The organism is Dyella silvatica (assembly GCF_026283955.1).
In the GTDB taxonomy this organism is placed as follows: domain Bacteria; phylum Pseudomonadota; class Gammaproteobacteria; order Xanthomonadales; family Rhodanobacteraceae; genus Dyella_C; species Dyella_C silvatica.
Genome location: NZ_JAPDPE010000061.1, coordinates 21,108 through 30,003 on the forward strand (window position 1 = coordinate 21,108; position 8,896 = coordinate 30,003).

5 protein-coding genes and 1 tRNA gene are annotated in these 8,896 nt (G+C 56.2%); all 6 read right to left on the reverse strand.

Going from position 1 to position 8,896, the window contains the following annotated elements:
• Positions 1–3 precede the first annotated feature (3 nt).
• Entirely contained in the window at positions 4–267 is a 264-nt protein-coding gene (locus OUZ52_RS13085; RefSeq protein ID WP_266158843.1) for a hypothetical protein, read from the reverse strand.
• 56 nt (positions 268–323) lie between these two features.
• Positions 324–593, reverse strand: coding sequence for a hypothetical protein (locus OUZ52_RS13090; protein ID WP_266158844.1), 270 nt, complete (start codon positions 591–593; stop codon positions 324–326).
• 22 nt (positions 594–615) lie between these two features.
• Positions 616–692 (reverse strand) — tRNA-Asn (locus tag OUZ52_RS13095).
• Between the two features lie 71 nt (positions 693–763).
• The gene (ppnN, locus tag OUZ52_RS13100) at positions 764–2,164 is read right to left on the reverse strand and encodes a nucleotide 5'-monophosphate nucleosidase PpnN (RefSeq protein ID WP_266158845.1); all 1,401 of its coding nucleotides are present in this window, start codon (positions 2,162–2,164) and stop codon (positions 764–766) included.
• A 175-nt stretch (positions 2,165–2,339) separates the two neighbouring features.
• Positions 2,340–5,627, reverse strand: coding sequence for a TonB-dependent receptor (locus OUZ52_RS13105; RefSeq protein ID WP_266158846.1), 3,288 nt, complete (start codon positions 5,625–5,627; stop codon positions 2,340–2,342).
• Positions 5,628–6,002: 375 nt separating this feature from the next.
• A complete protein-coding gene (locus tag OUZ52_RS13110; protein ID WP_266158847.1) occupies positions 6,003–8,462 on the reverse strand; it encodes a TonB-dependent receptor in 2,460 nt (819 codons plus the stop codon).
• Between the last annotated feature and the right edge of the window lie 434 nt (positions 8,463–8,896).

Consider the following 8,896-nt stretch of genomic DNA (forward strand, 5'->3'; position numbering starts at 1 on the left):
TAGTTAATTGACCTCATTGAGACCAAACGGGCAATCCTTCTGCCTCTCATTAAACCTGCCTATAGCACGCCCTTCAACCGGAAGGGCCTCAATGCCCTTGTCCTTCACGAACTGACGGACAACGATGAGTAATGCTGCGAGGCCCTTCTCACTGGCAGCCACCTGTTCGATGGATTCAGCAAGCTTCTCGCCGATGGCCGGATGCACGCGTTCGAGAGCGTCTTTTTGACTGGCATGCCTTGCCAGGGATGAGGACAGCGATGGCAAGGGCAGCCCATGGCAAGACGTTTAGGCGCCGCCATCGGCGGCGCGTCGCGGGGGTATCAGGTGCCGCTTTCCTGGCTGGCTAGCCATTGCGCGTATTCGGGCACGGCGCGCTTGAACTGCTGCTCCAGCCATGCCATTTCGTCAGCGTTTCGTGTGGCATCACCGATACGCCCGGAAACAAGGCGGACAAGAAGCAGGCCAGCGGTCACAAATCGGACGCCATGGTTCACTTGTATGACCATGAGGTTCCGACCGTCGAACCAGCCGGAAAGCGGCGCTGATTTACGCAACGATTTACGTAAACCCCCAAAAAAAACGGCTTGCATTGCTGCAAGCCGTTGTTTTTTCTGGCGCCCGAAGTTGGACTCGAACCAACGACCCCCTGATTAACAGTCAAGTGCTCTAACCAGCTGAGCTATTCGGGCGGGGTGAGCTGCGTAGTTTGAATATCGAGCGCCGGGCTGTCAAGCCGCCCGGCACCTCAATGTGATGGAATTTAGCTTGACCGCACCCGGTAGCACGGCTCATACGCCGTGGCGCCAGGCAATTTCATCCGGTGCTGAACCACGAAAGCCTGTAGCAGCTCGTCCAGCGACCGCATGATATCGGCCTCACCGTCAATATCGAACGGGCCGTATTGCTCGATCGCGCGCACCCCCTCCTCCTTCACGTTGCCGGCAACAATGCCCGAGAACGCCCGGCGCAGATCGGCGGCCAGCTCATGGCGGGGACGGTCGCGATGAATGGCGAGTGCCCGCATGGCCTCGTGGGTGGGGCGGAACGGCAGTTGGAACGCATATGGAATATTGAGCGCCCAGTTGAAGAAGAACGCATCCTTGTTGTCCAGCCGATGGTTACGCACCTTGTCGATACCACGCACCATGGCCCTGGCGACCGCGGTCGGGTCGTCCACGATGATCTGGTAGTGCTCAGCGACGCTGTCGCCCAGGGTCAGCCGCAGAAAGCGGTCGATCTGCTCGAAATACGCAGCCGACTGCTTGGGTCCGGTGAAGATCAGCGGAAACGGGATATCTGCGTTATCCGGATGCAACAGGATACCCAGCAGGTACAGAATCTCTTCGGCTGTACCCACGCCCCCTGGAAACACGATGATGCCGTGGCCAAGGCGTACAAAGGCTTCAAGGCGCTTCTCAATGTCCGGCAAGATCACCAGGTGATTGACGATGGGGTTCGGCGACTCGGCCGCGATAATGCCCGGCTCGGTGATGCCGATGTAGCGGTTATTGCGCCGGCGCTGTTTGGCATGCGCAATGGTCGCGCCCTTCATCGGCCCTTTCATGGCGCCTGGACCGCAACCGGTGCAAATATCCATACCGCGCAAGCCAAGCTGGTAGCCCACCTGCTTGGTGTATTCGTACTCATCGCGCGAGATCGAGTGACCGCCCCAGCAAACCACCAGATTCGGGTCGATCTGCGCCTTCAAGATGCGCGCATTGCGCAAGATCTCGAACACCGCATGGGTCAGGCCCACCGAATCATCGAGGTCGAAACCACCCTGCTCAAGCTGGGTCGATACGTAGACGATGTCGCGAACCACTGCGACCAACAACTCGTTGATACCGCGAATGATATGGCCATCTACGAAGGCCTGAGCCGGCGCGTTGGATAGCTCGATCTTGATGCCACGATCCTGCTGCAGCACTTGAATGTCGAAATCGGGGAATTGCTCAAGCATGCTGAGCGGGTCGTCACTCATGCTGCCCGAGGTCAGCACCGCCAGCGCGCAACGGCGCAGCAAGGTGTGCAGCCCGGAACCACTGGCGTCACGTAGGCGTGCAACCTCGTTCCGGGAAAGAATATCCAGGCCGCCAGCGGGCGAAATGCGCGCGCTAACCTTGCCTGTCCGGCCCGTCTGTCCGGCGTGAATGTCGTTCATTAAATCGTTCTCCTCGCCGCATTCACGCGGCATTGCGCCCACGCAACGACGCAGCGGACCGCCTAGCTTCCCGCGCCGGGCGCGGCGCGGTCAAGACCAACGTTGGGCGGCATAAAAAAGCCGGCGCCTTCGCAAGAAGGCACCGGCTCAGTTCAAGCCTGTCTAAGCGATGCGCTTAGAAGGTGTATTTCAAGGTCAACAGGATCGACCAGCGCTGGGCCAGATCGTCATTGTTGTTGATGTAGGTCGGCACAGCCTGCGGGCCGTAGCTGCCGCCTTGGTTGTAGTTGGTGCAGCTCGCCGTCTTCGCACCGCCACCGCAATCGATGTTGTAGATGTACTTACCGGTTGCCTTATCGATGCCGTAGTAGTCAGCCAGTGCACGGCCCCCCGGGAAATTCACGCGCTTTTCGATGCCCCACTTCTTATTGAGCATGTTGGTGAAGTTGTAGACATCCAGGCGGAGAATGCCCTTGTTGCCCTTGAAGATACCCGGCACTTCTTGGCTGAAGCTCAAGTCGATCTGATTGATCCAGCCTGCACGATCCGCATTGCGCTTGGCCACTTGACCCTGATGCTCGCGCAAATAATCGTTCTTCTGAATGTAGTCCCAGAACTGCTGTTGCAGCTTCGGATCGGTACCCGGGCGGAACACCACTTCGCCTGGACGCGGGATATACACCAGATCGTTGCTATAGCCGTCGCCATTGGCATCGTTGCCGAAGGTCCAGCTATACGGCGATGCCGAATGGCCGTCGTAGAAGATGCTTGCGCTGGTGGTGTAATCACCGAAGAAGCGGTGCTGCCAGTTCAGCGACGCGATGACACGACGTGGAATCGAGTAGTTTGAAGTACTGGCAACGTTCTCGTTCGAGTTGTAAACGTAGTTATTGCCGTAGTTCGAGTTCGCCACGCTGGACGTACCCGGATTCACCTCGGTCGAGCGGCTCCATGTGAAGCCGACCATGCCGGACCAATCATCCGAGAACGGCTTCTTCAGCGACAATGCAATGCTGTCAGCGCTGCCTTTACTGGTATTTGCCAGATTGATCATTTGGCCCGAGAACGCTTTGTTTGCGTTCGCGCGAACGGACTGATTCTTGGCTGTGGGGTCAGCGTTATATTGCAAGGCGTAGTACGAGGCACGGCCATCTGGCGTCATGAATGTCGGCGCACCTAGATTCACGTTCTGGAACCAGATCGCGTCACGGCTCTTGATATGCTGCCAGTCGGCCGTCGCCACCATGCCCCACCACGGCAACTCACGATCAAAGCCGAGGCTGATCTTCCATGAGGTGGGAACCTTCCAATCCGGCGAAACCGTATTGACTGTCATCTGGCCTGCGCCGCCAAGGCCGTTGTTCTGGTGATTCGGATCCGCACTGAATGCCGGTAAATTCACCTTGCAAGGCAGAGCCTGGGTCGGACCACAGTTGTATTGCGTCTGGGTCATGCCCGAATTCGAGAAGATATTGCCCAGCCACACAGCAGGACCATTGGTGACGAACAAGCCGGCGCCACCACGCAACTGAGTCATACGCTCAGTATCGAAGGTGTAGTTGAATGACAGTCGCGGCTGCACTACGCGATGGCCGTTAATCGTCGACTGATTGCTGCGGCCATAAGCGGTAGCGTAAGTCGGATTGTAAATGGGCTTATCGCTCATCAACGGAATGTCGATGCGGAAACCGTACTGCACTGACAGGTTGTTATTGACCTGCCACGTATCTTGCAAGAACAGGCCCCATTGATTGAGGTTGAACTTGGCAGCCACATCGTTCAGCGAACGACCGTCGGCCGGACGGTTGTAGCGGTACTGATAATAATTACCGGAAAGGAAATTCTGCAGGCCGGAGATGGTCCCGTTATTGCTGTCCTGGAAGCTGTAGCTGCCAAAATAATTTTGCAAGAACAGGTTGTAGTACTCGCCACGCTCGAAGTCGAAACCACCTTTGACCGTGTGCTCGCCGAGATAGAACGTACCAGCCCAGGCTCCGTTATAGGTCTTGGTTTTAAGTACGTTGGCCTGGCTCGAATACTCGGTGCCAAACTCAACTGCCGCGCCACCAAAGGCGACCGGGTAAACGGTGATGTCAGGCATCGCTACGCCGTTATACGGGCCGCGATTTTGCGTAAAGCTTGCATACGACAACGTCGTATCGGTGGAGAAAATATCCGACCAGTCGTCGTAAAAATGCAGTGCGTAACTCTTGCTGTCGACCTTGGTCTTGTACCAACCGCTGGAAAGAACCAGTTTGGTGGTACTGCCGGTGATGATCGGCTTAGTTTCCTTCGTCTGGCTGAAGGTAAAGCTGGCACGATGATTGTTGCTGATGTTCCAGTCGATCTTGCCGAGGTAGCGCTTGTCTTCCAGATTGGAATTGCCGCCGCCCACCGAACCAAGGTCAGAAAGCCCCTTCGATGCAGCGATATCCCGAATCTGCTGAACCTGAGCGTTGGTCAAGCCTTTGATCGGAGTTCCCGCGCCCGAATCCTGCGGACCATAGGGGCTACCCGAACCGATCTGCGTGCTCTTTTCGACCAAGCCGAAGAAGAATAATTTGTCTTTGATGATTGGGCCGCCAAACGTGGCGCCGCCGGTCCACTGACGATCAAAGCCGGCGTACTCTTTGCCCGCTACGTTGTCGCCAATCATGTTCTTGTTCTGGAACGAGTAGTACACCGAACCGTGGTAGTCGTTGGTACCGCTCTTGGTCACGGCGTTGACGTTCGCACCCAGACCACGGCGAGTTGCCACGTCGTAGTTCGCGGTCGAGATGTTGTATTCCTCGATCGCATCCTGCGAGATCGGCGTGCCCAGAGTGGGCAGGCCATTGGCATTCAAGCCGAAGGGATCGTTCGCGCTGACCGAGTCGACCGTGATGTTGTTGTAGCGGCTGTTCTGGCCTATGGCGGAGATCTCGCCGCGAGCGCGATCGGTAATGGTGATGCGCGGATCAAGGCGGACAATGTTCTGGATTGAACGACCCGGCGTCGGCGTGGCTTCCATCTCCCGGCGCGACACATTGGTGCTGATGCCTTTGTTATCCGGCGTAAAGGTCTGCGACAAGGAGTTCGCCGATACGGTCACGCTGGCGAGATCTTTCGCAGCCTTTGCCTGTGCGCTGCCCATGGTCAGATTGACCGCGGTGTCTTGCGCCAGCTGCAGATACACATTCTCTTGTTCGGATTCGGTGCCGTCTTTGGACACTTTGACGTCGAACGGACCACCCACGCGCAAACCTTGCGCTGCGTAACGGCCATTGGCATCGGTGGTGGTGGTCTTGGTCGTGCCGGTCGGCCCGTGCACGATCTGCACCGAGGCTCCTACGATCGGCTGACCGTTGGCGTCTAGCACACGACCGCTAATCGAAGACGAGGTGTCCTGGGCCAATACGGGTGAAGCGGCGAGCAGCGTGGCAATGGCCAGCGGCAGCAGTTTTGTGCGGATACAGTTGTTCATTGAGCGTCCAACCCTCAATTTGGAAGAAGCGATAGAACAGCAAGTTCCGGCGCCCGGGCGTAGCCCAGGCCAAACACCGCACTTAACTGATTCCCCTAGAATTTCTGACTTGAACCGGACCGATTTGCAGACGGATTGCCCGAGCTCGTTCGGCTAAATTTAGCGAAATCTTATTACAATTTCGTAACTATTAGCGATTTCATCACAATTTCATGCGCCATGGCGTAAGAAGTACCGCCTTGCGCCTGTGAAAACCCAGAGCGGGGGAATGGTGCCAGCCGGCTTTGGCAAAGGGCCTGGACAGCTGGCGCAGGACAAAAAAAACCGGCGCCTCACGGCGCCGGCTGATACTCAGTAAAGCTGGGTAATGACGACTTAGAAGAACGAAGCGCCGAAGGTCACCATGAAGGTGCGCGGCTCAAGCAACGAATACACCGGCGACGAAGCGTAGAGGCCAGCACCATTCGAGCCGACCAGGCCCGATTTGGCCAGGAAGTCGATCGAAGCGTTACTAAAGGCCTTGTGGTTGGTCAGGTTAGCCAGATTGATCTTGATGTAGGGGTTCTTGAACCAGTCCATGCTCTGGAAGGTGTAGCCACCGTTCAAGCTGAAGGTGGTGTAGCCGCCAGCACGCTCGGTATTCATGTAATCACCGTAGATCGCGCTGTGGTACTGGCCAACGACGTTGCCCCACAGATGGCCATCGTCGTAACCAACGCGCAGGTTGCCCATGTTGCGCGGGGTATTCGACAAGTCTTTGCCCTTGGTCGGATAGATACCATCGCCGCCGGTATTGAGATCGGATTGGATGGTGGCTTCGGTATAGGTATACGAACCGTAGACCGTCCAGTTCGGCGCGAACTTGTAGCTGGCCTCACCGTTGAAACCCTGCAGCCTCATGTGCGGGATCTGCACGTAGTAGGTCAGACCCGACACCTGATCGTAGCCAGACTCGGTTTTGTTGTTGAAATTGCTGCGATAAAGCATCGCCGACGCAGAGAAAGTATCGCCGTAGTAACGCCAGCCCAAGTCGTTGTTCCAGGAGGTTTCCGGCGTGTTCGGCGCGGTGCCGGTCACCACATTGAGGAAGACAGCAGAATTCGGCGGTGCACGGAAGCTTTTGCCAATGCCGTAATAGAACTGATTCTTGTCGTCGGGCGAAAACTTGATGCCTGCGGTCGGGAGGAACTTGTGGTAAGTCGCCTCGATACCCGTCGCGCCGCACTGCACGTTCACCAAAGTGGTATTGCAAGGATTAATCGTATCGGCAGGGTTGTAGTACTTGTTCTTGGCACCGGTCAATGAGCCCGGATACTCGATCGCGTTACCGGAGCGATCGACATACAGATAAGCCAAGCCGCCGGTGAAAGTCCACTTGTCATTCGGCGTCCAGGTATCCGTGACGAAACCCTTTTTGACGTTGGTGACGGTGTATTCGTCATAGGTTTTCTGCGGTAAGCCGCTGCTCGGATAGACTACATAGTTGGAATTACCCCAGAAGTCGGCGGGCTGGCCTTTGGAGTCAACCAGGCCATAGGTCTGACCTTGCTGCTGACGCGGACGCTCGACCCAGAAGCCATACTCGAGCGCGTTGTCCATGCTCAAATCTTGATTGAACTTGACGATCACACCCGGACGGTTGGTGTACGAGTACGAATAGGCGTAGGTCAGGCCCTTGGTGCCTTTGACGATGCGGCCGTCGTTGTTCAAATCCTGATTGGCGTACTGGTAGCTGTCCGTGGTCGCCGTGGTTTCCTGAAACTTGCTGTTGCCGCTGCCGCCACCACCGTTGCCGTACCAGTAATACGGCACCACCGACAAATGCAGGTTGTCGGCCAAGGTGAATTCGCCATCCAGACTCACCATCGCGCTGGTGAAGGGATTGGTGTGCAATGCGTAGTAGTTGGTATCCAGCGAACCCAGGGTATAGCTGCGGTCGTAGTCGTACTTGTAACCGTGCTGCGCCACCTGGGCTTTGGTGACGTTGAGGTAATGGAAGTTGGTTTCGCGGTTGTATTGCAGTGAGGCGCTGACCGAGTTCTTGTCGTCAATCGTCCAGATCGACTTACCGTCGACCTTGGTCACCTGCATGTCACCGCTACCGCGCCATTTGTCGGCCGAGTTGTTCGAGTACGACAGCCAGGAGCGCACTGGACCGAGGTCGCCCGTATTCAAGCGAATGAAGGTGCGGCGATAGTCGTAGCTGCCCAGCGATTGCGTCACATCGAGGCCGCCCTTATGGGTCGGATCGATGGTCGCCCAGGCGATATGGCCCGCAGCGGCGCCGGAATCGGGCAGGTCGATATCAGGGATACCTTGGATCACCGTAATGTCACCGATGTTTTCGCTATCGCCGTATTCCGTCGCATACACCGCGTAGCTGCCGCTATCGGTGATGGGGGCGCCGTTAACAGTCATGCCGATTTCAGAAGAATCGAAGCCACGGATGCTGTAGTTACCGTTGTTCAAACCGGTCACGTCATCCGTCGATGAATTCACGCCAGGAATGGTGGAGATCAACTGGGTGAAGTTGCTACCCGGCGAGGCTTTGATAATGGCCTCGCGGCTGATCGTGGAAACCGCCTTGGGTGCCGTCTGCACGGACATCAGGCCACCGCCCAGGGCAAGCGTCTGAGCCTGCACTTGCACCGCGGTAAGTTGCTGCACACGCAAGGTGTCGTTCGACGTCGTGCTGTTTGAAGTGCTGGATGCGGTATTGCGCTGAACTACGGGCTTAGCCGACTCGGCCGAATCGGTAGCGGTCTGCGCCAAAGCCACATTAGTGACCATGCAGAAGGCAAGCGTAATCGCCGCAGAAAGGTGAGTTCGTTTCATATTTAAAATAATCCCCTAATCCAGGTAGTTAAATTCAGCAGGCACCTTTATGTGCCATCCATTAAAAAAACCGGATGGGCAGACAATGAGCAGGCCTTGTCGTGCCATCCAGGCAACGGCACCCCATCTTGCAAGCCTCAATCAAGGCAAAGCATCCATTCAATGGCTTGAAAAGATGCGTAAGTATTTGCAAAACAAAGTAATTTCTTGCCTAAAACGTAAAATAAAACGCTTTCTTCAGGCGTAAAAAAACCCAACCGGTCAAGGTCGGGTACGAAATTGCGATTCAAGCAGCCTAATCGCTAGATTTAACTCCGCGAGAGCTAGATCAGCTTTAGCGCACGCGGAGTGACAAAACTATGATTACACGCGAATTTGACAGCGATTTTACAATTAAGCCACGGAGCTTCAATAGCTGCGCATTCGGCACTCAC

Excerpts from the sequence above, each read along its gene's own strand:
- OUZ52_RS13090 (WP_266158844.1), bottom strand. The coding sequence starts at position 593 with ATGCAAGCCGTTTTTTTTGGGGGTTTACGTAAATCGTTGCGTAAATCA.
- ppnN (WP_266158845.1), bottom strand. The coding sequence starts at position 2,164 with ATGAACGACATTCACGCCGGACAGACGGGCCGGACAGGCAAGGTTAGC.
- OUZ52_RS13105 (WP_266158846.1), bottom strand. The coding sequence starts at position 5,627 with ATGAACAACTGTATCCGCACAAAACTGCTGCCGCTGGCCATTGCCACG.
- OUZ52_RS13110 (WP_266158847.1), bottom strand. The coding sequence starts at position 8,462 with ATGAAACGAACTCACCTTTCTGCGGCGATTACGCTTGCCTTCTGCATG.